General features: G+C 74.1%; 20 protein-coding genes and 1 pseudogene. 9 read left to right on the top strand and 12 right to left on the bottom strand.

Annotated features, from left to right (window positions below; genetic code table 11):
* The 9 genes and pseudogenes from OIE69_RS06040 to OIE69_RS06000 form a co-directional block, all read right to left on the bottom strand.
* Window positions 1-3,342, bottom strand: coding sequence for an ABC transporter permease (locus OIE69_RS06040; protein ID WP_392567465.1), 3,342 nt, complete (start codon window positions 3,340-3,342; stop codon window positions 1-3).
* A gap of 190 nt (window positions 3,343-3,532) precedes the next feature.
* A complete protein-coding gene (locus OIE69_RS06035; RefSeq protein WP_326570897.1) occupies window positions 3,533-4,603 on the bottom strand; it encodes a trypsin-like serine peptidase in 1,071 nt (356 codons plus the stop codon).
* Between the two features lie 144 nt (window positions 4,604-4,747).
* Window positions 4,748-5,158 (bottom strand): VOC family protein, encoded by a 411-nt coding sequence (locus tag OIE69_RS06030; RefSeq protein ID WP_326570896.1) that lies wholly within the window; start codon window positions 5,156-5,158, stop codon window positions 4,748-4,750.
* Between the two features lie 87 nt (window positions 5,159-5,245).
* Window positions 5,246-5,647 carry an AraC family transcriptional regulator gene (locus OIE69_RS06025; protein WP_326570895.1) on the bottom strand — a complete coding sequence of 134 codons (402 nt, stop codon included), beginning with the start codon at window positions 5,645-5,647 and terminating at the stop codon, window positions 5,246-5,248.
* A gap of 72 nt (window positions 5,648-5,719) precedes the next feature.
* Complete coding sequence (locus OIE69_RS06020) at window positions 5,720-6,253, bottom strand: Ig-like domain-containing protein (RefSeq protein WP_326570894.1); 534 nt, start codon at window positions 6,251-6,253, stop codon at window positions 5,720-5,722.
* Between the two features lie 129 nt (window positions 6,254-6,382).
* A complete protein-coding gene (locus OIE69_RS06015) occupies window positions 6,383-7,432 on the bottom strand; it encodes an IPT/TIG domain-containing protein (protein ID WP_326570893.1) in 1,050 nt (349 codons plus the stop codon).
* 126 nt (window positions 7,433-7,558) lie between these two features.
* A pseudogene (locus tag OIE69_RS06010) lies at window positions 7,559-8,298 on the bottom strand (IPT/TIG domain-containing protein).
* Between the two features lie 329 nt (window positions 8,299-8,627).
* Complete coding sequence (locus OIE69_RS06005) at window positions 8,628-9,770, bottom strand: permease (RefSeq protein WP_326570892.1); 1,143 nt, start codon at window positions 9,768-9,770, stop codon at window positions 8,628-8,630.
* Between the two features lie 4 nt (window positions 9,771-9,774).
* On the bottom strand, window positions 9,775-10,908 hold the full coding sequence (locus OIE69_RS06000) for an MGDG synthase family glycosyltransferase (RefSeq protein WP_326570891.1): 1,134 nt from the start codon (window positions 10,906-10,908) through the stop codon (window positions 9,775-9,777).
* A 313-nt stretch (window positions 10,909-11,221) separates the two neighbouring features.
* Here OIE69_RS06000 and OIE69_RS05995 point away from each other — a divergent pair, with 313 nt between their 5' ends.
* The 7 genes from OIE69_RS05995 to OIE69_RS05965 all read left to right on the top strand — a co-directional run bounded on the left by OIE69_RS05995 (window position 11,222) and on the right by OIE69_RS05965 (window position 17,631).
* Window positions 11,222-12,055, top strand: coding sequence for an SDR family NAD(P)-dependent oxidoreductase (locus OIE69_RS05995; protein ID WP_326570890.1), 834 nt, complete (start codon window positions 11,222-11,224; stop codon window positions 12,053-12,055).
* A 4-nt stretch (window positions 12,056-12,059) separates the two neighbouring features.
* On the top strand, window positions 12,060-12,998 hold the full coding sequence (locus OIE69_RS05990) for a DMT family transporter (RefSeq protein ID WP_326570889.1): 939 nt from the start codon (window positions 12,060-12,062) through the stop codon (window positions 12,996-12,998).
* Window positions 12,995-13,729, top strand: coding sequence for a polysaccharide deacetylase family protein (locus tag OIE69_RS05985; protein ID WP_326570888.1), 735 nt, complete (start codon window positions 12,995-12,997; stop codon window positions 13,727-13,729). The genes OIE69_RS05990 and OIE69_RS05985 overlap by 4 nt, the downstream gene beginning before the upstream one ends.
* Window positions 13,730-13,879: 150 nt before the next feature.
* Window positions 13,880-15,724, top strand: coding sequence for an asparagine synthase (glutamine-hydrolyzing) (gene asnB, locus OIE69_RS05980; RefSeq protein ID WP_326570887.1), 1,845 nt, complete (start codon window positions 13,880-13,882; stop codon window positions 15,722-15,724).
* Between the two features lie 30 nt (window positions 15,725-15,754).
* Entirely contained in the window at window positions 15,755-16,183 is a 429-nt protein-coding gene (locus OIE69_RS05975) for a MarR family winged helix-turn-helix transcriptional regulator (RefSeq protein ID WP_326570886.1), read from the top strand.
* 160 nt (window positions 16,184-16,343) lie between these two features.
* Window positions 16,344-16,916 (top strand): TetR/AcrR family transcriptional regulator, encoded by a 573-nt coding sequence (locus OIE69_RS05970; RefSeq protein WP_326570885.1) that lies wholly within the window; start codon window positions 16,344-16,346, stop codon window positions 16,914-16,916.
* Window positions 16,917-17,031: 115 nt separating this feature from the next.
* On the top strand, window positions 17,032-17,631 hold the full coding sequence (locus tag OIE69_RS05965) for a hypothetical protein (protein WP_326570884.1): 600 nt from the start codon (window positions 17,032-17,034) through the stop codon (window positions 17,629-17,631).
* 12 nt (window positions 17,632-17,643) lie between these two features.
* On the opposite strand, the gene OIE69_RS05960 is transcribed toward OIE69_RS05965, so the two are convergent.
* Complete coding sequence (locus OIE69_RS05960; protein ID WP_326570883.1) at window positions 17,644-20,457, bottom strand: helix-turn-helix transcriptional regulator; 2,814 nt, start codon at window positions 20,455-20,457, stop codon at window positions 17,644-17,646.
* 242 nt (window positions 20,458-20,699) lie between these two features.
* Here OIE69_RS05960 and OIE69_RS05955 point away from each other — a divergent pair, with 242 nt between their 5' ends.
* On the top strand, window positions 20,700-21,899 hold the full coding sequence (locus tag OIE69_RS05955; protein WP_326570882.1) for an epoxide hydrolase family protein: 1,200 nt from the start codon (window positions 20,700-20,702) through the stop codon (window positions 21,897-21,899).
* An 83-nt stretch (window positions 21,900-21,982) separates the two neighbouring features.
* The gene (locus OIE69_RS05950; RefSeq protein WP_326570881.1) at window positions 21,983-22,171 is read left to right on the top strand and encodes a bleomycin resistance protein; all 189 of its coding nucleotides are present in this window, start codon (window positions 21,983-21,985) and stop codon (window positions 22,169-22,171) included.
* Between the two features lie 17 nt (window positions 22,172-22,188).
* Here the strand turns inward: OIE69_RS05950 and OIE69_RS05945 are convergent, their stop codons facing one another.
* Window positions 22,189-22,836, bottom strand: a complete 648-nt coding sequence (locus tag OIE69_RS05945; protein ID WP_326570880.1) for a DsbA family oxidoreductase — start codon at window positions 22,834-22,836, stop codon at window positions 22,189-22,191.
* A gap of 90 nt (window positions 22,837-22,926) precedes the next feature.
* Complete coding sequence (locus OIE69_RS05940) at window positions 22,927-23,805, bottom strand: alpha/beta fold hydrolase (protein WP_326570879.1); 879 nt, start codon at window positions 23,803-23,805, stop codon at window positions 22,927-22,929.
* Between the last annotated feature and the right edge of the window lie 27 nt (window positions 23,806-23,832).

The raw sequence follows: 23,832 nt of genomic DNA, 5'->3' as shown, positions 1-23,832 counted from the left end.
TCACTCCCCTCCCTGCCGACGCAGCGCGCGGACCGGATCGGCCGTGCGCAAGACCGCCACCGCCACCGCCAGGAGCGGCAGCACCGCCACGGCTGCCAGCAGTTCCAGCAGCGGCACGGCAGGCAACTCCACCCGCACCGCGGGCACCGGGCTGTCCGCCCGCGCCGTCAGCACGATCAGCGGCACGATCGACCGGGTCAGCAACGCTCCCAGCAGCGCCCCCACCCCCACCGCCGTCAGCACCAGCAGCCCCTGCTCGGCCGCGATCACCCGGGCCAGCGACCGCCGCGGCGCCCCCAGGGCGCGCAGCACCGCGAACTCCTCCGAGCGCTCCCGTACCGCACCCGCCGCGGCGACCGCGAAACCCACGGCGGCCAGTACCGCGGCCGCCACCACCGCCGCCGGCAGGGCCGAGAGCGGACCCGCGCCCAGCGGATCACGCCGCAACTCCGCTCGCGCCTCGTCGCGGACCACGATCGTGGCGGCGTCGCCCCGGGCCCGCAGGGCCGCGGCCACCCGGGGAGCGCCGCCCGGCTCGGTGGCGAGCCACCACTCGGTGGGTTGCAGCGCGCGCTGGTCCTGGAAGGCGAGCGCGCGATCGAGGCTCGCCAGGTCCAGCAGGACGGCGCCGCCACCGGTGCCGGTGGAGCCGTCCCGCCCGGTGGTGGGCAGCGCGTGGACCGACGCGGTGATGCGCAGGGACAGCCGGGTGCCGCCCAGTTCGACCGGGACGGTGCTGCCGGGCTTCGCGTCGATCGCGCTCAGGAAGGCGTCGGTCGCGACGGCGGGTAGTACCGAGGGCGGCCGCGGCCCGGCCCGCAGGGTGACGGAGGCCTCGTCGGCGCCGCTCGGCGCGTCCCTCTGGAAGGGTTCCTCGCCCGTGTCGTAGCGGACGGTCAGTGGGGTGCCGGTGGCGGAGCTGGGCCCGACGGCGTGCGCGGGGCGGTAGCCGAGCCCCGGGGCCTCGGGGAAGTCTGGGTTGTCGATCCGCGCGCGGGCGGACCAGTCCGTCGTGGCGGGAGGGGGCACCTCGCGTACGCCGCCGCCGGTCACCGCGTGCACGGCGGTGACGGTCAGGCTGTGCCGCTCGTTCCGCGGGGGCACCGCGTACTCGGCCCTGAGAGCGGTCAGACGCAGCGGCCCGGCCGGGCCCGCGCCGCGCGCCCCTCCCGTCAGGGTCGCGAAGTCGGCCTCCAGCACGTGCTGTCCGCCGTCGGCCCGGACCTCGCCCAGGGGGAGCGTGTACGGGACGCCGTACCGGTCGGTCAGCGTCACGTACAGCCGGTCGGTCACGGTGCCGGCGACGGTACGGTCCCCGGCACCGAGGGAGCGGAGCCGGACCGTCAGGCGGAGCCGGTCGGTGCCGTCGGGCAGGACGAACCCGGCGGCGCGGGCCGCGGGGCCGCCGTCCGCCCGCAGCGGCCGCATGAGGTCGGCGAGGGGCTCGGCGGACAGGTCGTCGCGCAGCCGCAGGACCCGGGCGGCCGAGGCGGTGTCCACGGCCACGACGGTCGCGTCACGGTCGCGGGGCAGGGACACCGTGTCGCGGACGCCCGGGGTGACGGCCGCGATGCCGGGTATGTCGTCGTAGATGCCGCCCTGTCCGAACGCGGGCGTGGCGGAGCCGGACACGCGCAGGTCGGCGCCGACCGCGAAGTCCGCCTGGTCGGCCTGCGACCGCGTCCAGCTGCCGTTCTCCCCGATCGCGAACATGCTGATCGACACGGCGAAGACCAGCAGCAGGGCGGGCCCCGCCCCGCGTCCCGGACGGCGCGCCAGCTGCCAGCCCACCAGGGACGCCGGCAGCCCGCGGGCCTTCGCTGCGCGGCGCTCGCCGAGCCGGGCCGCGAGCGGCAGCAGCCGCAGCGCCAGCACCGCACCCGCCAGCAGGCACAGCGCGGGCGCCCCGACCAGGACCGGGTCCAGTCCCAGCCGTCCCGAGGTGTCCGTGCTGAGAGCTCCGCTGCCCGCCTCGCGACGGGACAACTGCCAGAAGGCCAGACCGGCCACGAGCACCAGGCCCGCGTCCGCACCCACCTGCGCGGCGGCGGGCAGCGCCCGCCGGCGCCGCCGTGCCGAGTGCTGCTGCGCGTACGTCCCCGAGTGCCGCAGTACGGGCCCGACGACGGCGAGGGCGCAGGCGAACGCGGTGAGCGCCGCCACCCACCAGGCGGTCACCGGCGAGGGCTCCAGCCGTACCCCCGCCCTGGACAGCGCCCCGTGACCGGCGAGCAGCCGCACCAGCGGCCCGGTCAGCAGCGGGGCCAGCACCGCGGCCGGTACGGCCAGCAGCAGGGCCTCGGCGGCGGCGAGGCCGGTCATCTGGGCGCGCGAGCCGCCGCGGGCCCGCAACTGCGCCGTCTCGCCGGAACGTTCCTCCGCGAGCAGCCCGGCGACCAGGAGCAGCGACAGCCCGGCCAGCAGCATCAGCTGCAGCACGCTGATCAGCAGGGTCGACCGGCTGACCAGCAAGGTGCCGCGCAACTCGGCGAGCAGGTCGGGGAGTTCGCTGTCCGCCGTGACGGAGTTCGCGGCCCGCAGGGTGTCCAGCCGCTGCACGGTCCGCCGGACGCTCCCGCTGACGTCGTCGGCGCGGGCCGTGGTCATCGCCGCGAAGTCCCCGTGCGTCTGCCACGCCATCTCCACCGCCGGGACGCCGCCGGGGCCGAAGGCAGCCGGGTCGGCGAGCATCGGCCCGTACGTGGTGAAGGAGAGCGTGCGCACGCCGCGGCCGTCCAGCGGGTCGAGCCGCCAGTACAGCGCGTACCGGTCGACCGGCCGGTATGTCCCGGTCACGCGCACCCGCAGCGTGCCGCGGTGCAGGCGGTCGGTCAAGGAGATCACCTGCCCGGTGCGCACCTTCAGCGCCGCGGAGGCCGCTTCGGGCAGTGCCACCGGGACGGGGCCGCCGTTCGCGGGCGGACCGGGCAAGGTGCCCTCGGCCATCGTCACCCGCGCCCGGTCCAGCGTCGACAGCACCGTCAGGTCCGGGTCCGCGGTGCGCGGGGCACCGGGCGGGCGGAGCGCCGTCGGCAACCCGTACGGGCCGGAACGGGTGACGCCGGCGACGGAGACCGGCAGGCCGTCGTAGGCGCCGGTCAACGTCCCGCGCACGGCCCTGTCCGCCGCGTCCGGGTCCTTGCCGTTCACGTCGGCGGTGATCTCGACCAGCGTCCGTGCGGCCGACTGCTCCTGCAGCGCGCGGCGCAGACCGGCGTCCCCCACGGCCGAGCTGAACGCGGCGAGCGCCGCGACCGCGCAGGTGGTGAGGAGCACGGAGAGCACCGCGGCGCCGAGCAGAAGACGATGCGCGCGCAGACGCAGGAACACGAACGCCGACACCACGCCCCCCGTTCTCGATGGCCCGTGCAATGAGATGGCACAGACTAACGCCCACCCGGCCCCGGGGAGAGGCCTCGTCCGTGACCGGTTGCGGGCCCAACGCGACCGGCCCCGGCCGTCGTTGGGCGAACGTCGCGAACGGTACCTCCCGGCGGCGGCCGGGAGGTACCGTGTGGCCGGTGCCGGCCGCTCAGCGAGTGGCGCGCCCGGCGCGCTCGTAGAGCGGCCCGGTGACGGCGGAGGTGAACTGCGGGCCCACGAGCCGGCGGGTGCAGTCCGGGGCCGGCTCCCAGGGATCGCAGGCGTTGCCCCCGGCGTCGAGCCGGCTGCCCTCGGAGTTGTCGCCGACGACGGTGCCCACGCCGGACTCCGGGTCGAGACCGGCTATCCGCGGGCCGCCGCTGGAGCCACCGCCCATGACGCACTCGGCCCCCCACAGGCCCTTCGCGGCGGGGAACTCGGGAGTGCCGACGACCTGTTCGGCCCGGCCGCTGCAGTAGGCGAGCCGCTCGCCGGTGTACTCGGGCAGGCCCTCGCGGTCCGGGTCCGAGGCCGAGCGGGGGTATCCGAACTGGTGGACCGTCCGGCCCCCGGGCCGGTCGAAGCCGATCTTCTGCGCCGCGCCGGCCGCGGCCTGCACGGTCCGGCCCCGCGCGTCCGTGTTGAGGACGACGAATGCCTGGTCGTAGGCGCCGTACACCTCACCGTGCTGCTGGTCGTTCTCCAGCCAGGCGGGGGCGACGACACCCAGTCGGCCGGTGAACTTCCCGTAGGGCGCCCGTCCGTCGCGGTAGCCGGGCACGAACAGCACGTTCCGGGTCCACTGGTTGTCCTCACCGACGAGGTCGGTGTTGTTCACGCAGTGCCCCGCGGTGACCACAGTGCTGCCGTTGGCGCTGTCGACGACGGTGGCGGTGCAACTGGCGTCCTCGCCGTGGTCGCTGAAGAACAGCCGGCCCACCGTACGGGCGAGGGCGTTCCTGCCCGTCCACGGGGCGCCGTCGGGGCCGCTTCTGGGCGGTTTGGCGGACGACGGCTGGGTCAGCGCCGCGATCCGCTCCGGCGTCCAGTAGTCGAGGACCGCCCGCCGCTCGGCCCGGGTGACCGCCTGGTCGTGGGTGGCCACGGCGGTCGTGGCCGGCGGGACGGCCCCGGAGGCGTCCGCCGCGGGGGCCGTGACGAGCACGGCCGCGGCGACGAGGGCGGCCGCGAGGAGCGGCCGGTGGAAGTGCGCGGAACGGGGTGGCTCATGTGACGGCATGCTGCTCCTCGGGACGCCGATTGCACGCCCGGGAGGCCGCGTGCCGGGTGACACGGGCCCTCCGGGCGGAAGGACGTGCGATACAGACGTCCGGGAGGGGCAGTCGGTTGGGACGGATCGCGGGGCGCCCGCGGCGGCCGCGTCTCAGGCCTTCGGCTGCGTGAAGCGGATGCTGTTGCCGAAGGGGTCGCGCAGACCGCAGTCGATCCCGTAAGGGCGCTCGGTCGGCTCCTCGGTGAACTCCACGCCGAGGTCCCGGAGCGTCTCGTACGTCTTGCGGCAGTCCTCGGTGCTGAAGATCAGGTGGCCGCCCATGGCGCCCTTGGTGACCAGCTCGCGGACCTGCTGCGCGGTCTCCTCGGACATCGCCGGCGGGCCCGGCTTCTCCAGCAGGATCTGGCGCTCCGGGTGGCCGGGGACGCTCACCGTGAGCCAGCGCATGAAGCCCAGGTCGACGTCGGCGTTCACCTCCAGGCCGAGCTTGCCGACGTAGAAGTCGAGGGCCTCGTCCTGGTCGAGGACGTAGATCTGCGAGTGCGTGATGGCGTTGAACATGGACATCACGCTACTGGCCGGGCAGGAGGAAAACTTATCCAAAACTGCTCGGTCCGCCGGGCCCGCCGGGTCGGCCTCCGCCGGCGATCAGGCGCGCGGCCGCATCCAGGCCTTGGCGAAGCAGGTCGGCACGTCCACCGCCGTCGTCTGCTTGCGGTACGCCCGCGGCGACGTGCCCACGATGTCCCGGAAGGTGCGGCTGAAGGTCCCCGGGCTGCCGAAGCCGACCTCGAAGCAGATGTCGGTCACGCTGCGGTCGCTCTCCCGCAGCAGGAACATCGCCCGCTCCACCCGGCGGCGCTGCAGGTAGCGGTGCGGCGTCTCGCCGAACGTGGCCCGGAAGGTGCGCGTGAAGTGCGCCTCCGACACATGGGCGATCCGCGCCAGCGCCGGTACGTCCAGCGGCTGCGCGTACGCGCGGTCCATCGCGTCCCGTGCCCGGAGCATCCGGCGGTTGGTCTCTTCAGCGGCGCGGCTCACGCCGCCCATGAGACCACAGGCTCCCGGCGCCCCGGACGGCGGCGGTGGACGGCGTGCGCGACGGCCGCCCTCACACCGGATTCACCAGGACCGGCACCGGTCGTGCGAGCCGGACGGCCGAGCGGCCTGGTCGATCCCCGGGGCCGATCGACGGGACGGGCAGTCGTGCGAGCCCGTCGGACGTCCCTGGCCGTCCCGGCACGGGTCGGTGCCGTAGGCGCAGTACTCGGCAGGGGTCACCGTGACCGTCGCCGTGGTGTTCGAGGCATAGCAGTTGACGTTCCCGTTGTACGCGGCCGTGATCGTGTGTGTCCCGCTGCTCGCGAACCTGGCCACGTAGCTGGCGAACCCGTTGGCCACGACCTTCTGCGTCGCCAGGAGGTCCCCACCGTCGAAGAAGGTCACGCCGAGGCCGTTGCCACCGCCGGGCTCCCCGGGGCAGAACACCCTCGCGGTCAGCTGCACGGGCGACCCGGCGACGGCTGTCGTGGGTGATACCAGGAGCGTCGTCGTCGACTGATCGGCCGCCGCCGCCGGCGAGGAGACACCCACGACCGCGGCTATCGCGGCGAAGGCTGCGGCCGTCCATGTCTTTCGCGTATCCCAGGGCTTCACGAGACAGGCTCCTTGTTCGAACTGTGAGCGGAATGTCACAGTTGGTCATGGATCGTCACGTTACGTCGCCGCGCCGGGTCCCGCACGTGGAGCGAGCCGGCCTCCGCCCTCCCGACCTGCGGTCTCCGCCTAGATCTGCGGAGCCGCGACACGCGTGTAGGGGAGCGAGTTGCTCGTACCGCCGGATGTGGTGACGTCGACCGCGACGGTGCCCGGGGCGCCCGTCGGGGCGACGGTGGCGACGGCGGTGTCGGACAGCACGGTGAACGCCGCGGATGCGGCGCCGAAGTGCACGGCGGTCGTCGTGGTCAGCCCCGTGCCGGTGAGGGTGACGCCGCTTCCGGCGCCGGTCGGTCCCAGCGAGGGGGTGAGGAGGGTGAGGACCGGGGACCCCACATATGTGTAGCCGACGGAGTTGCTGGTGCCGCCCGGTGTGGTGACGGTGACCGGGACGGTTCCCGTTCCCGCCGGAGCGACCGCGGTGATCTGCGTGGGGGAGTCGACGGTGAAGCCGGTCGCGGGCGTGGCGCCGAAGCCGACCGCCGTGGCCCCGCTGAGGTTCGTGCCGGTGAGGGTGACCGTCGTCCCGCCGGCACCCGGCCCCTGAGCCGGCGAGACGGAGACGAGGACGGGTGCGCCCAGATAGAAGAAGAAGACGGCGTTGCTGGTGCCGCCCGGTGTGGTGACGGTGATCGCGACGGATCCCGTTCCCGCCGGGGCGATCGCGGTGATCTGGGTGGCCGAGTTGACCGTGTACGACGTCGCGGCGGTGGTGCCGAACGTGACGGCGGTGGCTCCGGTGAAGCCCGAACCCGTCAGGGTGACCGTCGTGCCGCCGGCGGTCGGCCCCTGAGTCGGTGAGACGGAGACGAGAACGGGTTGTGCCGTGTAGGTGTACGTCACCGAGTTGCTGGTGCCGCCCGGTGTGGTGACGGTGATCGCGACGGATCCCGTTCCCGCCGGGGCGACCGCGGTGATCTGCGAGGCCGAGTTGACCGTGTAGCCCACCGCGGCGGTGGCGCCGAACTTGACGGCGGTGGCTCCGGTGAAGCCGCTGCCGCCCAGGACGACGTTGTTGTTGCCCGCCGCGGGGCCGGTGTTGGGGACGGCCGAGGTGAGGACGGGGGCGGCGGCGACGGCGGTCGGGTGTGCCGCCGCCGGGTGTGCTGTGTCTTTCACGGGATCTCCGTACGATGTCGGACCGGCCCGGGGGCCTGTCGATGTCCTTGCTCGGCGCCCGCACGGGCCGGGCGTCCGGGCCCGTGCGGGTCGTCCGGGCCGGGGCCCGGGAGGGCGCGGGTGGGCTCAGATGCCCGGACCCGCGAGGTAGGTGTACGCGCCCATCGCGGTGGCGGTGCCCCCGTCGGTGGTCACGGCGACGTCGACGGCACCGACGGTCCCCGGAGGAGCGATCACGGAGACCACGTTGCCGTTGATCACCGTGAAGGCCACCGGGTTGCCGTCGAAGGTGACCGCGCTGGTGCTGGTCAGTGCCGTGCCGATCAGGGTCACCGAGGTGCCGCCGGAGGCCGGACCCTGTGCCGGGGTGACGGTCGTCAGCGTGGGGGCGTCGAAGTAGGTGTACGAGAACCCGTTGTTGGTGCCGCCGGCAGTGGTGACGCTGACGCTCACCGACCCGGCGGTACCGGCCGGTGCGACGACCGTGATCTCACCGTCGGACACCACGGTCCGCACCGCGGTGTTGGCGCCGAAGGCGACGCTCGTCGCGGTGTACAGCCCGGTGCCCTTGATGGTGACCGTCTGCCCCCCTGCCGACGGTCCGCCGGTCGGACTGAGGCTCTGCTTGAACGGCGCCCCGATGTAGTAGAACGGGAGCGGATTGCTCGTTCCGCCGGCGGTGGTGACGGTGACGCCGACCGCCCCGCTGCCGGAGGCGAGACGACGCTGACGCTCGTCGGCGTGTTGGCGGTGATGGTCGCGAGCCGCGTTCCGAAGTGCACGGCGGTGGCGCCCGCGAGGTTGACGCCGGTGATGGTGACCAATGTGCCGCCACCGCTTGATCCTTGGTTCGGGCTGATGGGCATGGGGTTCCTCCTCGCTCGGAATGCGCTACATTTCCGAGCAGCGATGAGGGCTTTCGGTCCGCACACGTACCTGGTGGTGCGAGCCGGCTCCCGAGGAGAACAACCTGTCAGGTGTGAGTTGCCGCCTGAACAGGGGCTTGCCCACGTCCGTCTGCAAAGTCGAATGCCGCTCGTACGGACACTCGAAGTAACCCATAAGGGTGATTGAACGACAAGACTTCAGCCGCGATGTCTACCTTTCAGGTGAGCGCCACGGCGTGAAGAGAGGCGCCTTTTCGGCGTATTCACGACTGTCTTTTCATATGCCAATCGGTTCGGGCGGGAAATGGTCAGTTCCCGCCCGCCGGTGAGCCGCCCATCATGCGCAGCATGCGTCGGCCGCCCGTGGCGAGGAAGCGGGCCAGCAGGACGGCGGCGAGCGCGAGGAAGGCGATGTTGAGCCACGTCGTGTAGTCCCAGTGGACGCCGCCGCTGGGGACGTGGGCGCTCGACCGGTCGGGGATCAGGCCGAGCGCGCCGAAGAGGAGCTCGACGACGTATCCGGCGACGGCCATGGCGGCGTAGAAGGTGCCGAGGAGCAGGAGGGCCGTGCGGCGGCCGTAGTACTTCCGGTAGATGTTCAGGATCGGCAGGATCAGCAGGTCGGCGAAGATGAACGACACCACGCCGCCGAAGCTGATGCCCCCGGTCCACAGGACCACCGCGAGGGGCACGTTGCCGACGGAGCAGACGAACGAGGCGATGGCGACGAGCGGCCCGATCAGCGGGCCCCACAACTTCGCCGCGAGCGGATGCCCCTCGAAGAAGAAGGCCTGCCAGAAGGAGTCCGGCACCCAGGCGGCGACGGCGCCGGCGATGAGCAGGCCGAGCACGAGGTCGCGCAGGATCGCCGCCCACTCCATCACGAAGACGTGCGAGGTGGCCGTGAAGCCCTCGGGGGACAGCAGGCGCCGCAGGAACGGGCCCTCGCGGCGCACGGACATGTCCATCGCCGCGTGACCCTCCATCGACCCGGCGAGCCCGCGGTCGGCCTGGGCGCGGGCCTCGCGCAGCAGGTCCGGCCGCAGCAGGCGCCGGAAGAGCAGTGCGATCACGACGATCATGACGGGCCCGCCGACGAACTCCGCCACCGTGAACTGCCAGCCCATGAGCAGGGCCAGCAGGACGCCGAGTTCCACCACGAGGTTGGTGGAGGCGATCTCGAAGGCCATCGCCGCCGTGAAGCCCGCCCCCTTGCGGAAGAGCGAGCGGGCGAGGGCGACGGCGGCGTAGGAGCACGACGAGGACGCGGCGCCCAGGCCCGCGGCGATCACCAGCGTCCGGGGCCGGTCGTCGCCGAGCAGGCCGGCGACGCCCTGCTTGCGGGCCACCGCCTGGACGACCGCGGACAGCGCGAAGCCGAGGATCAGCGCCCAGGTGATGTCCCAGGTCATGGCGCCCGTGATGGACAGGGCGTGCAGCAGGGCGTCCATGCGGTCAGACCGCGACCGGGTCCGGTGCGCAGGCCTCCATCAGGTGCGCCGCGGTGTCGGGGGCGAAGAGCGCGGCCGCGGCCGGGGAAGGGGTGCGGCGCTCGCGGCGCGGACGGGTGAGGCCGTCCAGGACGTCGATCAGCGTCCACGGGTCGGGGGCGAAGCTGGTCAGCCCGAGCGCGGCCATCTGGTGCGCCCCGGCCTTGCCGTGGCCCGGGATGGGGCGGTGGCCGACGACGGGCAGTCCCATGGCCAGCGCCTCCAGCGCGGTCTGCCCGGCGGCGTTGTCCACCAGCGCGTCCGCCGCGCTCATCAGCGCGGGCATGTCCCGTTCCCAGCCCAGTGCGAGCGTCCCGGGGACGCGGGAGAGCCGGGCCCGCAGCCGCCGGTTCTCGCCGCACAGCGCCACCGGCAGGAAACCGGCCCGGACGAGCAGGGCGGCGGTGTCCGCCAGATGTGTGCCGGCTCCCCAGGCACCGGCGGAGAGCAGGACGACCGGCCGCTCCGGTGCCCGGGTACGGAACACCCGCTGCCAGGGCCCGGCGTCCGGGGCGGGCGCCAGGAAGCGGGAGGCCACCAGGGGGCCGGTCGCCGCGGCCGGGCGGCCGGTGGCCTCCCGCACCCGGCGGGCGGCGCTCTCCGTGAGACAGCAGTACAGGTCGTTGCCGGGGTGCAGCCACTGGCTGTGCACGTCGAAGTCCGTGACGACCACCGCGCTCGGCACCGGGAGCGATCCGCGGGCCCGCATCCCGCCGGTGAGCTGGGCCGCCAGGTGGAACACCGGGACGACCAGTCCCGGCCGCTCGCGCCGGACGAGTTCGGCCAGCCCGCGCTCGGCGAGCCCGGCGAGCCCGCCCGGGCCGGGGGTGCGGCGGGAACCGCCCGGGCGCAGGAACGTCGCGTAGATGCCCGCGTAGAGCAGCGGGAGGTGCAGGACGGTGGCGCGGTAGAACCCGCGCAGCGCCGCGCCGGCGTGTGCGGGGAGGAGGTCCAGGACATCGGCCCGGCGGGCCTGCCCGCCGCGGGCGGTGAGCCGCGCGACGAGCTCGTCGGCGACCGCGTCGTGACCGGCGCCCATGGCGGCGCTGAGCACGAGGAAACGCCGGGGCGCACGGCCCGCCCGCCCGGTGTGCGTCACCGCGACACCACGACCTGCCGGGGGGCGGCGGGTGGGGCAGCTGCGAGCACATCCGGCACGTGATCACCTCGTACACCAGTCGCGGACTACTCGGGTCTAACCGATTTGCCCGGTCTTGAAACGAAGCGCCCGTATCACCACGCGTACGACGGCCGAGGCGCCCCCCCCCCCCCCGCGTCTCCCCGGCGGGGTCGCCCACAGAGCCGGTCCGGCGATCGGGCGGTTTACTGAGACCGGAGGGGGACGTGCCCCGGGGGAGCCGCACCGGCCGCCCCGGGCGGCAGCTGCAGCGGCAGGGACAGAAAGCGGTGCCATGACCTCTCACGCTCCCCAAGCGGTCCCCGGCGGCAAGGCCGTTCACGGCGAGCCCGCGCGCGGCCCGGCAGACGCGGGCGGCGGACCGGCCCCGGTCGCGCTGGTCACCGGCGCGTCCTCGGGCATCGGCGCCGCGATCGCCGACCGCCTCGCCGCCGAGGGATGGCGGTTGCTGGTCAGCGGCCGCGACCACGAGCGCCTGCGGGCGGTGGCCGAGCGCACCTCGGCGACCGCGCTGCCGGCCGACCTGGAGGACCCCGGTGGCACCGGCCGGCTGGTGCGCGACGCCGCGCTCGTGACGGGCGGCCGGGTCGACCTGCTGGTGGCCGGAGCGGGCATCGGCTGGGCTGGCCCCTTCTCCTCGATGCCGCAGGGCGTCATCGAACGGATCTTCATGGTGGACGTCGTATCGGCGATGGAACTGGTGCGCCGCGTGCTGCCGGGCATGCTGGCCCGGCGCAGCGGCCACATCGTGCTGATCGGCTCCTTCGCGGGCAGCGTCGGCGTCCGCGAGGAGGCCGTCTACTCCGCGGCCAAGGCGGCACTGGGCGCCTTCGCCGACTCGCTCCGCTACGAGCTGGCCGGCAGCGGGGTCAGGATCACCCACGTCGTCCCCGGCGTCGTCGACACCCCGTTCTTCGCGAGGCGGGGCGTGGCGTACACCCGCTCCCGGCCCCGCCCGATGCCCGTCGAGCGGGTGGCCAGGGTGGTGACCGACGCGATCCGCCGCGGACGGGACGAGGTGTACGTCCCCCGCTGGCTGCGTATCCCGGTCGCGGTGCGCGGCGTGATGCCGTGGGTCTACCGGCGGCTCGCGGGCAAGTACGGATGACGCGGTGCCCGTCCTGACGGTCGTGCTGGCGCTGCTGGCGGCCCTCGCGAATGGCGCGGCCTCCGCACTGCAGCGGCGCGCCGCCCTGCAGCAGGAGGAGGAAGAGGGCGCGGGGCGCGGTGTGCGCGGGCGGCTGCGGCACCTGCTGGAACTGGTCCGGCGCCCGTTCTGGGCGGCCGGGATGGCGGCGCTCGTGGTCTCCGGGGCCCTGCAGGCGAGCGCCCTGGCGGTGGGAGCGCTGTCGGTCGTGCAGCCGCTGATGGCGACCGAGCTGCTGTTCACCCTGATGGCGGGAAGCCTCGCGTTCTCCCGGCGGCCCGACGCCGGGACCTGGTTGTGGTTCCTCGCGCTGGCCGGGGGACTGGCCCTGTTCCTCGGCGCCGCGAGGCCCTCCGGCGGCGAGGCGCAGGCACTGCCGGGCACCTGGCCGCGTGCCGCCGTGCCGCTGGCGCTGCTGGTGCTCGTCCTGTGGCTCGTCGGGCGGACGCTGAGCGGTGGCGCGCGGGCCTGCGTCCTGGGGTGCGCCACCGCCGTGTGTTTCGCCTGCACGGCGGCGCTGGTCAAGGACGTCACGGGCCTCGTCCCGGACGGCCTGCCCCGGGTGTTCGCCTCCTGGCAGCTGTACGCGGCGGGCGCCGTCGGGCTGCTCAGCCTGCTGCTGCTCCAGGTGACCCTGCGGGCCGGCAGCCTCGCGGCGTCCCAGCCGGTGCTCACCATCGGGGACGCGGTGGTGAGCGTGGCGCTGGGCTGGGTGCTCTTCGAGGAGCGGATCGCGCTCGGGGCGCACGTGGTGCCCGAGGCGGCGGGCGTCGCCCTGATGGCCGCCGGGGCCGTCGGGCTGGCGCGCTCGCCCGCCGTGGCCGGAGGCTGGGACGTGCCGCGGGGGCACCGCCCGGACACGGCGCAGGGCCGTCACCCTCCCGTCCACGGCGGGCCGCGATGAGGCCCGGCGGCGACGTCCGGCGGGCCGCGCTGGCGGGGGGTGTCCTGGCGGCCGGCCACATCGTCCCGGCCGCCACCTGGCTCCCCGGACTGCGCCGCCGCGCCTTCCCCGCCCTGGCCGGCCTCGGGCGCCCCGACCACGTGGCCCTCACCTTCGACGACGGGCCGGATCCGGTCTCCACGCCGCGCTTCCTGGACGCCCTCGACGAACTGTCGGTCCGGGCCACCTTCTTCGTCCTGGGCGCGCGGGTGGACGGACATCCCCGGGTCGTGCGCGAGGCCGTCCGGCGCGGCCACGAGGTCGCCGTCCACGGCTGGACCCACGACCGCCCCTGGCTGCCGGACGCCGCGCGCGAGCGGGCCGGCCTGGCCCGCGCCGTCCGGTCGGTCCGCGAGACCTGCGGCACCGCGCCGCTCTGGTACCGCCCCCCGTACGGCATCCTCACCGGCGGCCGCTGGGCGGCGGCCCGCCACGCCGGCCTGACCCCGGTCCTGTGGAGCGCCTGGGGCCGCGACTGGACGCCCGGCGCCACCGCGGAGTCCGTGCTGGCGACCCTCCGCCCCGATCTGTGCGCGGGCGCCACCGTCCTGCTCCACGACAGCGACCACGTCTCCGCCCCGGGGTCCTGGCGGGCCACCCTCGCGGCGCTCCCCGCGCTGGTCACGGCCTGCCGGGAGGCCGGTCTGACGGTCGGTCCCCTCGTGGAGCACGGGGTCGGCGCGGGCGTTTGACGCCCGGCGGGAGCCGACGGAGACTCGATTGATAGGTGCCCGATACATATCACTCGGAGTGACAATCGCGCCGCGGAGTCGGCCAGGGCCAACCCGATCCGTGACGCAGCGGACGACGGTCGGGCACAGCTTGAGCCCGGAGGCATACGCATGTGCGGAATCGCCGGATGGATCTCGTTCCGCAGGGACCTGCGGAACGAGCAGGCAACAGTCGACGCGATGACCGAGACGATGGCCTGCCGCGGGCCTGACGACCGCGGCACCTGGGTGGACGGGCCCGCCGCGCTCGGACACCGAAGGCTCGCGATCATCGACCTGCCGGGCGGCCGGCAGCCGATGAGCGCCGAGGCACCCGAGGGCGGCGCGGTGGCGATGGTGTACTCGGGCGAGGCCTACAACTTCGCCGAACTGCGCGAGGAACTGACCGCGCGCGGCCACCGCTTCACCACCACCTCCGACACCGAAGTGGTGCTCCGCGGCTACCTGGAGTGGGGTGAGGGCGTCGCCGAACGGCTCAACGGCATGTACGCCTTCGCCATCTGGGACAGCCGTGAGCAGAAGCTCGTGATGATCCGCGACCGGATGGGGATCAAGCCGTTCTACTTCTACCCGACCGACGACGGCGTGCTGTTCGGGTCCGAGCCCAAGGCGATCCTGGCCAACCCCCTCGTCCCGCGCCGCGTGACCCTGGACGGGCTGCGGGAGCTCTTCGCCTTCGTCAAGACTCCCGGTCACGCGATCTGGGACGGCATGCGCGAGGTCGAGCCCGGCACGGTGGTCACCGTCGGGCGGGGCGGCATCCGCACCCACGTCTACTGGTCGCTGCGGACCGAGCCGCACACCGACGACAAGGAGACCTCGATCGCGCGCGTGCGCGAGCTGCTCGAGGACATCGTGCGCCGCCAGCTCGTCTCCGACGTGCCGCGCTGCACCCTGCTCTCCGGCGGCCTGGACTCCTCGGCGATGACCGCGCTCGCGGCGCGGCAGCTCGGCGAACAGGGCGAGAGGGTGCGCAGTTTCGCGGTCGACTTCGTCGGCCAGACCGAGCACTTCGTCCCCGACAGCCTGCGCGGGACGCCCGACACCCCGTTCGTCCACGACGTCGCCGAGCTGTGCGGGACGGAGCACCAGGACATCGTCCTCGACTCCGACCAGCTCGCCGATCCCGAGGTGCGGGCGAGGGTGATCCGCGCCCGCGACATCCCGGCCGGGCTCGGGGACATGGACTCCTCGCTCTACCTGCTGTTCAAGGCCATCCGGCAGCACTCCACCGTCGCCCTCTCGGGCGAGTCCGCGGACGAGGTCTTCGGCGGCTACCGCCAGTTCTTCGACGAGGAGGCCCGCAGGGCCGACACCTTCCCCTGGCTGGTGCGGTTCTCGACCGAGTTCGGCGACGACGGCAACATCCTCACCGACCAGGTGGCCAAGGCCCTGGACCTGGAGGGGTACGTCCACGACGGCTACCGGCGCGCGGTCGCCGGGGTCGATCGCCTCGACGGCGAGAGCGACTTCGAGTACCGGATGCGCGTCATCAGCCACCTGCACCTCACCCGCTTCGTGCGCATCCTCCTCGACCGCAAGGACCGGGCGAGCATGGCCAACGGGCTGGAGGTCAGGGTCCCGTTCTGCGACCACCGACTGGTCCAGTACGTCTACAACGCGCCCTGGTCGCTGAAGTCCTTCGACGGCAGGGAGAAGAGCCTGCTGCGCGAGGCCACCGCCGACGTGCTGCCCCGTTCCGTCTACGACCGGGTCAAGAGCCCCTATCCCTCCACCCAGGACCCGAAGTACTTCGTCGCGCTCCAGGAGAACGCCAAGGACCTGCTGGCCAAGCCCACGCACCCGGTGTTCGACCTGGTCAGCCGGACCTGGCTGGAGGACGCGGTGAGGACCGACACCCCGGTCAGCACCCACGCCGCCCGGCACGGCCTGGAACGCGCCCTCGACCTGGCGCTGTGGATGGACCTGTACGCGCCGACGATCGGGATTCCCTGACCCGACGCGGACGAAGCGAGGGGGCGGACGATGGCGGCGGTCGGCGAGGACGACGCCCTGGAATTCGTGGTCTCCCTGCACCGCCTGGTGCGGCTGCTGCGCCGGGCCCGCCCGGAGCCGCGGGTGCAGCCGACCCCGCTCATCGTCCTCGCCCTGCTCAACCAGTACGGCCCCTGCCGTGTCGGCGTCCTCGCCGGGCGGGCCGCGTGCACCCAGCCCACGATCACCGCCGCGGTGGGCCGGCTGGAGGCGGGCGGGCAGGTCCGCCGCGAACCCGACCCGGCCGACGGCCGTGCCACCCGGGTGGTCATGACCGCGCGGGGGAGGCGGGAACTCGTCCGGATGGCCCGCGGCGAGGCAGAGGCCCTCGCCGCGCGCCTCGCCACCCTGCCGCCGGAGGACGTGCGCAAGGTCCTCGAGGCGGGCCGGGTGCTGCGGCGCCTCACGGACTGCGACTGACACCCGGACGCGACTGACACCGGGACGCCGCGGCCACGCGCCACCGACCTGGCCGATCACCGCGGGTGACGGGCGATGGGCCTGGAGTACGCTCCCGGCGGGAGCACCCTCGCGGCGGGGCGGGCTCCACCGCACCCGACGACGCGATGGGGGAGGCCCCGTGACCGGTACGGACGCCCGCCGGCGCGCGGACGCGCTCCGGAACCGGGAGCACATCCTGCGGGTGGCCCGGGACACCTTCGCCGAATCGGGTACCGCCTCGCTCAACACCATCGCCAAGCGCGCGGGCGTCGGCGCGGGCACGCTGTACCGGCACTTCCCGAGCCGCGAGGCCCTCGTCCTGGCCGTCTACCGGCACGACGTCCAGCGCCTGATCGACTCCGTCGACGACGTCCTCGCCGCGCACTGCCCGTTGGAGGCGTTCCGCACCTGGTTCACGGCCGTCGCCGACTGCGTCCGCGACAGGCACGGACTCGGCGAGGCCCTGCACGGCGCGGCGGCCCAGGACACCGTCGTCCACGAGACCCGCGGCCGTGTCGTCGGCGCCGTCGGTACGCTGCTGCGCGCCTGCGAGGCGGACGGCAGCGTCCGCCCCGGGCTCGCCCCGGAGGACGTGCTCCTGCTGATGGGCTTCCTCTGGCGCGTCGGAGGCGACACCCTCGGCCGGGAACTGGACCGGGACCGCCGCGTCACCGACCTCGTGGTCAACGGTCTGCGGACCGCGGGCCGTTGACGAGCCGGGGCGCCGTGCGCGTGCCCGTCCCGCGATCACGGGCCCGGAGGGTCCGCTCCTTGATCGGCCGAGGCTAGTCTGTGCGCGTCCGGATGTCAGGGGTGGGGAGTCGGGTGTGGCCGAGATGACGGACCGTCGCCGGTGGGCGGCGGCGGTGGTGCTGGTCGGAGTCGCCGGGGTGCTGATCCTCGGCGCGTGGACCGGGCAGCGGGAGCGGCGCCGCTCGGGCGGGCTGCTGCTCGCGGCCCGACTCCTGGACCATCCCATGGTGTTCGCCGTCGCAGTGGGAGCGACCCTGACCGCGGCGCTGCTCCTCGCGGTGCGGGGCGCCATCCTGCGTTCCCTGATCCTGGTGGCGGGCGTCTTCGGCACCCTGGTGGTGACGCCGGCGGCCGGCCTGTTCGCATTCCCCGGCGGGCGGGAGAGCATGCGCGCCGGGGCGCCCGACCGCCCCGACCGGCACCTGGTGGTCGAGGAGGGAGGGGCCATGATCGACCCGCTGTGGTGGGTCTACGTCGACGACGGGTCCGGACTGACGACGCGCCGCTGGCACGTCGGCTTCGTCAACGGCGACTACTACGCCCTGCGCGCGGCGGAGTGGGACGGGCCGGACCGGGTCCGCCTGACGGTGGACACCGGCGAACGGGACGAGGTCCACGTGGTCGGACTCTCCCCGTCCGACGGCAGACCCCACCGCATGGTGGACAGGGGCTGACGAGCCCGCGGCTCAGACCCACTGCCCGGTCGCCGTCCCCCCGGGGGACAGCGCCGTGCGCAACTGCCGCCGCCCGGAGACACCGAGCTTGGTGAAGACGTTGCCGAGGTGCCACTCCACCGTGCGCGGACTGATGAACAACTGGGCGGCGATCTCGCAGTTGGTGTGCCCGTCCTTCGCCAGCCCCGCGATCTGGGACTCCTGGCCGGTCAGCCGGTACCGGTCCGCCGTGCCGACCGTCCGCTTGCGTACGGTCTCGCCGGTCGCCAGCAGCTCGCGGTGGGCGCGTTCGGCGAAGCCGTCCGCCTTGAGAGCGCTGAACACCTCGTGGGCGGCCCTCAGTTGGGTGCGGGCTTCCTGGCGGCGGTTGCGGCGGCGCAGCCACTCGCCGTACAGCAGCCGGGCGCGGGCCAGGTGCACCGCGATGCGGCAGCGGCCGAGGTGGTCGACCGCCTCCCGGTAGAACGCGTCGGCGGCGTGGTCGTCGTCGCTCAGCAGCGCGCGTGCGCAGGCCTCGGTACCCAGCGCCCACTCGGTGCCGCTGGCGCGGGTGCGTTCGCGGAGCCGTTCCAGCGCGGTGGCCGCCGCCTCGGGCCGGCCGCTGCGGGCGGCCGCCTCGATCAGCTCGAAGAGCGTCCACCCCAGGAAGCCCAGGTCCTCGTAACGGCAGGCGCGCGTCGCCGCCTGCAGCGCGGCGTCGTAGCGGCCGAGTCCGTTGTAGAGCACGGCGGTCGAGTACTCGGCGAGACCGAGGGCACGGCCCTCCCCGCGGTCGCCCACCTCCCGGATGTGGTGCTCGATCAGGTCCAGTGCCCGGGACTCCTGCCCCCGCCAGGCGGCGAGCAGGAGCGAGGTGTACATCATCGGCACACTGCCCGTCGCCTCCGAGATTGCCGCCGCCTCGTCGATCAGGGCCTGCGCGGTGTCGAACTCGCCGGCGTGCACGTGGAAGCACGCCTGGAAACTGAGCGCCATCGGGAGGACGGCGAGTGCTCCTCCCGCGCGGGCGATGCACACCGCTCCGGACGCCAGTTCGCGCCACGCGTCGTCGTCCCACAGCTCCAGCGCGAGGGGTTCGGGCGTCACCGGACAGGCCAGCCAGAGCCAGCGCCGGTCGCCGTCCGCGTGGACGGCTCCGGAGCGCAGCTCCTGGCGGACGTGGCCCAGCGCGTCCCTGAGGGCGTCCACGCTCGCCGCGAAGCCGTCGAGGACCAGAGCGGCCACGCTGTCCAGGAGCACGTCGAGCGTCCGCGGCACCGGGGGCGCGGGCGCCGCGCGGGCCTCCGCCGCGATCTCGCGCAGCCCGGGCCCCTCGCCGAGGCCGCCCGCGAAGATCGCCGCGCCGACCGCCTCGAGCAGCGTGTCCCGGGCCAGGGCACGGTCGAGCGGCTCCAGCCGGCGCGCCGCGTCGAGCAGGAGCCGCGGCGCGGCACTCCCGCGCACCTGCGAGAACTCCAGGCGGGCCCGCAGCCGCTCCAGCCGGGCGCGCTGCAGTGCGTCGAGCGGGCCGGCCTCGGCGGACGCCAGCAGGGTGCGGGCCCGGTCGACCCCGCCGGCGTCGATGGCGGCCTGGGCGGCGGCCAGGGCACGGCCGGCGCGGCGCGCGGGATCGGGGGTGAGCTCGACCGCCTGGCGCAGGAACGCGGCAGCGGCGGCGGCCCCTCCCCGGTCCTGTGCCCGGCACGCCGAACGTTCCAGGTCGAAGGCGACGCTCTCGTCGGGCCGCGCGGCGGCGTGGGCGCGGTGCCACGCCCGGCGATCGGGATCGAGGCGGGGATCGGTGGCCTCGGCCAGCGCGTGGTGCGCCGCCCGGCGCTCCGGCGCCGGCGTCCGCCGGTAGACGGCCGAGCGTGCCAGGGGGTGGGGGAAACGCACAGTGGCGCCGAACTCGACCAGCTCCGAGGCCTCCGCCGGCCCCGCGGCGTCCGCCGGTATGCCCTGCGCGGCGGCCGCGCGCCACAGCAGCGACGCGTCGCCGGTCGGCTCGGCCGCGGCGGTCAGCAGCAGTCGGCGGCTGTCCCGCGGCAGCGACAGGAACCGCTGGTGGAACACGCTCTCCACGTGGCCCGCCGCCGCACGCCTGCCCGGGAGCCAGAAGCCGCCCGCCAGTTCTGACGGGGTGAGCGTGCTCGGCAGGTGGAGCAGGACCATCGGGTTGCCGTGGGCTTCGGCGACGATCCGGTCCCGCACCAGCGGGTCGAGCGGCACGCGCACGGCCGACGCCAGCAGGGCGCGTGCGTCGGGTTCGCTGAGCCCCTTCACGGCCAGCTCGGGGAGTCCGGCCAGCTCCCGGTCGTCGTCGGGCTCGCGTACGGCCAGGACCAGGGCCACCGATTCGGCCATCAGCCGCCTGGCGACGAAGGCCAGCACCTGCCGGGACCCGTCGTCGAGCCACTGGGCGTCGTCGACGAAACACGCCAGCGGCCGCTCCTCCGCGGCCCCGGCCAGCAGGCTCAGTACGGCCAGGCCCACCAGGAACCGGTTGGGTGCGGTTCCCTCCCGCAGCCCGAACGCGACGGACAGGGCGTCCCGCTGCGGTCCGGGCAGCCCGTCGATTCGGTCCAGCAGGGGTGCGCACAACTGGTGGAGGCTGGCGAACGGCAGCTCCATCTCCGCCTCGACGCCCGCGATGGCGGCGGTGCGGAATCCGGCGGCGTGGGCCGCCGCGTGGTCGAGGAGCGCGGTCTTGCCGATCCCCGGTTCGCCGCGTACGACCAGGACAGCGCTGGTGCCCGACCGTGCCGTGGCCAGGACCCTCTCGAGCGCGGCCAGTTCCTGCTCCCGGCCCCGCAGCCCGAGCTGTGCGTCGATCGCGGGCACACCCATGGGTCGATCTTCCTGATCTCGCGCCTGACGTGGTCATTTTAGTCCATTCGCACCTTTCGGGTGGGTTGTTCCGGGCTGCGATCACCCGGGGACGGCCGTGGTGCCCCGGGGTGCGCTGCCGTCCCCCGGGGTGCGGCCCCGGGGCGATCCCCGGGGGTTTCCCCGGGGCGATGCCCACCCCTTGCGGGTCACTTTGGGTGAGCCGGCGACGCGGTGTCGCCGCAGACAACGAGGAGCCCCAGATGTCCTTCACTCCGCAGAACCCGGAGATCCGTCCGTTCACGTTCGAGTTCTCCGATGCGGAACTCGCTGACCTGCGCGCGCGCATCGAGGCGGCGCGCTTCCCCGAGAAGGAGACCGTCGGCGACCAGTCGCAGGGCACCCAGCTCGCCACGATCAAGGAACTCGCCCGCTACTGGGCCACGGAGTACGACTGGCGCAAGGTCGAGGCGAAGCTGAAGGCCCTGCCGCACTTCATCACCGAGATCGACGGGCTGGACATCCACTTCATCCACGTCCGCTCGAAGCACGCGGACGCCCTGCCGGTGATCGTGACGCACGGCTGGCCGGGCTCGATCGTCGAGCAGCTGAAGATCGTCGAGCCGCTCACCGACCCGACGGCCCACGGCGGCGACGCCTCCGACGCCTTCCACGTGGTGATCCCCTCGATGCCGGGCTACGGCTTCTCCGGCAAGCCCACCGCCAAGGGCTGGGGACCGGAGCGCATAGCTGCCGCCTGGGGCGAGCTGATGAAGCGCCTCGGCTACACCGAGTACGTCGCGCAGGGCGGCGACTGGGGCGCGGTCGTCACCGACCTCATGGGCGTGCAGGAGCCCGAGGGCCTGGTCGGCATCCACACCAACATGCCGAAGGTGATCCCGCCCGCCATCGAGGAGGCGATCGTGGCCGGCAACCCGCTGCCGTCCGACGTGGTCCTCGCCAACGACGAGGAGAAGGCCGCCGTCGAGCAGCTCGACTTCGTGTACCGGCATGTCTACTACGCGTACATGATGGGCTCGCGCCCGCAGTCGCTGACGGCCCTGGCGGACTCCCCGGTGGGCCTGGCGGCCTTCCTGCTCGACCACGACAAGGCCAGCCTGGAGCTGATCACCCGCTCCTTCAACGGCGTGAGCGAGGGCCTGTCCCGCGACGACGTCCTGGACAACATCACCCTGTTCTGGCTGACCAACACGGCGGTCTCCGCGGCACGTCTGTACGGGGAGAACACGACTCCGTTCTTCGGCGCGAAGGGCGTCAAGCTTCCCGTCGCCGTCAGCGTCTTCCCGGACGAGCTCTACCAGGCCCCCAGGAGCTGGGCCGAGCAGGCCTACCCGAACCTCGTCCACTACAACCGGCTCCCCAAGGGCGGGCACTTCGCCGCCTGGGAGCAGCCGGAGCTGTTCGTGAACGAGGTCCGCACGGGCTTCCGCCCGATGCGCTAGTCGCCCCGGGTTGCGGAATCCCACCGTTCGCGCGGACGGTGGGATTCCGGGCCCATGGGCCCCGCGACAGAGGAGGTGCCGCCATGGACGTCCCGACGCTGGCCGGGCTCCTGCACGAGACCGAGGACCGCCACGGCGCGTACGAGGCGACCGCGCCGGAGCACCACTGGTGGGACTGGTACGCCGCCTACCTGTTCGCCCGTGAGCAGGGCCGCACCCCGGACGAGGCCGCCCGGGAGGCCGCGGCCCACATGAAGGCGCTGCTGAAGTAGGCGGCCGCCGTCCCGGCTCAGGACGTGAGCGCCTCGGCCCAGTCCCGGAACCACTCCCGGGGCCGCAGCCCGGCGATCCCGTGCCGGCCGGAGACCCAGGTGGGCGTGGAGTGGACGCCGTACCGCGCGGCGAGCGACTTCGACGCGGCCAGCGCGCCGGTCATCGCCGGGGAGTCCCATGCCGCGCGCAGTCCGTCCGCGTCGCCGCCGGCCTCGGCCGCGAGGGAGAGCAGCAGTTCCCGGGACTCGATGTCGAGGCCGTCGGCGAAGTTCGCCGCGAAAACGGCGGCGGCGAAGCGGCAGGCGGCCTCCGGGGCGGTGCCGGCGAGCCACTCGTGGGCCGCCAGCGCCGGGCGGGAGCAGCGGATGCGGTCCGTCCAGCGCAGCGGGAGGCCGGCGGCCTCGGCCTCCCGGGCGAGGAGGGCGTAGCCCGGGCCGGTGCGCGGAGCGGCCGGTATGCCGCCGGGTCCGATCTCGGGGTGGATCTGCAGCGCGTGCCCGACCACGTGGACCCCGTGCTCCCGGAGGATCCGGGAGCGGTCCTGGGCGACGTAGCAGTAGGGGCAGATGAAGTCGAACCAGTGCTCGGCGGTCGCGATGCGCGGCGGCGAGCCGGTCCCGGGGGCGAGGGCGGCAGGCATCCGGTTCTCCTCGATGGGGTTCACGCGTTTCGTTACGATAGATACCTGTAACGAAGCGCTCCCCCGCGTTCTTCCCGGAACCGGCGCGCGAGTGCGTGCAGAGGTCAGGAGAGGTCAGGAGGCGACGAGCGTGCGCAGCGCCGTCGCGACGAGTTCCGGGTCCTCCTCCGCCATGAAGTGGCCGCAGCCGACCGTGGTGTGCGTCAGGTTCGGCGCCCAGGCCTGCCAGAGGGCGCGGGCGTCGTAGCCGAGGGCGGCACCCCAGTCCTGCTGGAGGACCGCGACCGGCATCCGCAGCCGCCGCCCCGCGGCCCGGTCGGCGCGGTCGTGGTCGATGTCGACCGTCGCCGAGGCGCGGTAGTCGGCCACGATCGAGGGGACGGCCGCGCGGCACGCGTCGAGGTACGCGGCGCGCACCGCGGGCGGGACGGCGTCCGGGGACGGGTTCCACACGTCGAGGAAGTGGCCGAAGAAGGCGTCGGGGGCGGCGGCGATCAACTCCTCGGGCAGGCCCGGAGGCTGGGCCATCAGATAGAGGTGGAAGGCGACCGCCGCGCCGGCGCCGCGCAGGACGTCCCACATGTCCAGGGTCGGCAGCACATCGAGACAGGCCAGCCGGCTGACCGCGTCGGGATGGTCGAGCCCGGTGCGGAAGGCGACCAGGGCGCCGCGGTCGTGGCCGGCGAGCGCGAAGCGGTCGTGACCGAGCGCGCGGGCCAGCGCGACGACGTCCGCGGCCATGGTGCGCTTGGCGTACGTGGCGGGTCCCGCGGCGGCCGGCTTGTCGCTGGCACCGTAACCCCGTAGGTCGGGGCAGATCACGGTGTGGTCGGCGGCCAGGTCGGCGGCGACGTGCCGCCACATGAGATGGGTCTGCGGGAAGCCGTGCAGCAGCACGAGGGGGCTCCCCGAGCCGCCGACGGCGACGTTGAGGGCGACGCCGTCGGCGACGGGGACGCGGTGGTGGGTGAAGCCGGGGACGAACGGTGTCATGGTGCGTTCTCTCGTTCCGTGGTCGGG

The organism is Actinacidiphila glaucinigra, assembly GCF_035918135.1.
GTDB lineage: Bacteria > Actinomycetota > Actinomycetes > Streptomycetales > Streptomycetaceae > Actinacidiphila > Actinacidiphila glaucinigra.
Note: the sequence above shows the minus strand (reverse complement) of the source record. Positions and strands in the feature narration are given on the sequence as shown.